The organism is Pirellulales bacterium, assembly GCA_036490175.1.
GTDB lineage: Bacteria > Planctomycetota > Planctomycetia > Pirellulales > JACPPG01 > JACPPG01.
The window spans coordinates 1-1,627 of sequence record DASXEJ010000196.1 but is presented as its reverse complement, the minus strand read 5'-3'; the positions used below and the strand labels follow the sequence as shown (position 1 = coordinate 1,627).

Here is a 1,627-nt window from a genome sequence, read left to right as displayed (position 1 = left end):
TTTGTTGCCGATGAAGGCATCATCTTCCCAAAAGCAGACCGGGCAGATCAGCGACATCCCGCGCTCGGCTAGGGTCACGTAGCCGCAACAGGGGCAGGCTTCGCGGGGCGTCGGGTCTTTGGGTGCGTACCAACGCATTTTGGGTCTTGGTTCGTCCATCCCGCTATTGTAGCCGGGGGACGGGGCGCATGAAAAACCCCGCAGGCGAGCGGGGTCTTATCGGTCGCTGGGGATTTTTGCCTACATCCCTGCGGCAGCATCCAAATCGCCAAAGCCTTTGTCGGCCCCGGAAAAGGTGTCTGACATGCACTGTAGAAACCCTGGCACGTCTCAGGATCATGATATTGAGGGTGATGGACCGCAGGAGAATTTCACGGCATTGGCTCCAGTACTTGCGGGCTCGCAACGCCGAGCCCATCAGCCGCTTGAGCATGCTGTTGACGGTTTCGATTTGCCACCTTTGAGTGTACCGCGTGAGATGAAGACGCCTTTGCATTTGTCGTCGCCAATAGCCCTTGGCCGGCTTGTCCGTCTGGCGGCCGACCTTGGCCGGTATCAGCGACCGCACGCCGCGCTGCTGACGGGCGAAGTGGTGCGAATGTTCGGCGTCGTAGCCCGCGTCCGCGACCAGGGTTTCGATCGGAGTGCGCGACAACGCCTGATCGAGCGCGTCGCGGAAGTGCGGGATGTCTGGCGCTGGGCCGCGGCCAGGGACGACCGCCAGGATCAAATGGCTGTTGGTGTCGCACAGAATGCCCACCTTGGGAAACCGCTGGTAGGTCGTTTTTTGCCACGTTTTTCCGCCTTTGGCGCGGCGGCGCACATAGTAACTGCTGGCGTGACGCGACTCCAAGCCCGTACCATCGAGCGCGGCCAGCGACACCGTCGCAGGCAGGTTCCGCTGCCACTTGGCCAGATGAATGGTCTCGTCGAGCAGGCGCCGTGCCGGCCGGAAGGCCAACAGACGGCCGGCGGCTTTTTGAAACGTCGTGAAATGCGGAACCTTCTTCAGCTCGATCACCGCCGCCAGGTCGGGCGTGTCGCGCAACAGGGCGCTCAGCTTGCGGTAATCGAGCTGCAGGAACTCCTTCAGCACCAAGCAAGCGAACAGTTGAGGCTGCGTGAACGTTTTGCGGCTGTACTTGCCAGAGTAGGGCCGCAGCGTCAGCCGCCCGATGAGATCGCCATATAGCAGGACACGACGAGGAGATTTTGTAGTTCTCACATCGTCCAATACGAAGGCCCGCCAGCTAGCGGATTAAGCTGGCAGGCGTGGATTTCTACAGAGCATTCCTGACACCGTTTCGGCGGTCAGCGCTATCTGAAACGCTTTCTCCACCACCAAAGCGTGCCGCAGGCGATGATCGAAAGCGCCGCGGTGCTTGGTTCCGGCACCAAGGCGACTCGGAACGTGTAGTCGAAGATCTGGCCCGCCGGATTGTCAAAGAGCCGGCGAGTCGCAGGCAGAGCGTTGGCGTCGTCGGCCCAGGAACCGCCCCGGACGCCCCGAAAATTCCCGGTAAGTTGGACTCCATTGCCGACGGGATTAACGAGCAAGGTTTCGTTCCAGTTATAGACGTCACCGGTTTGATCGAACGTGCTATAGAAGCTGCTGGAAAGCGAATAG

2 protein-coding genes are annotated in these 1,627 nt (G+C 60.5%); both read right to left on the bottom strand.

Annotation, left to right across the window (positions count from 1 at the left end):
* Positions 1 to 163: 163 nt before the first annotated feature.
* Positions 164 to 1,225, bottom strand: coding sequence for an IS5 family transposase (locus VGG64_14140; protein HEY1600745.1), 1,062 nt, complete (start codon positions 1,223 to 1,225; stop codon positions 164 to 166).
* A 92-nt stretch (positions 1,226 to 1,317) separates the two neighbouring features.
* Positions 1,318 to 1,627 (bottom strand): PEP-CTERM sorting domain-containing protein (locus VGG64_14135; GenBank protein ID HEY1600744.1); only part of this gene is annotated, 310 nt, incomplete at its 5' end.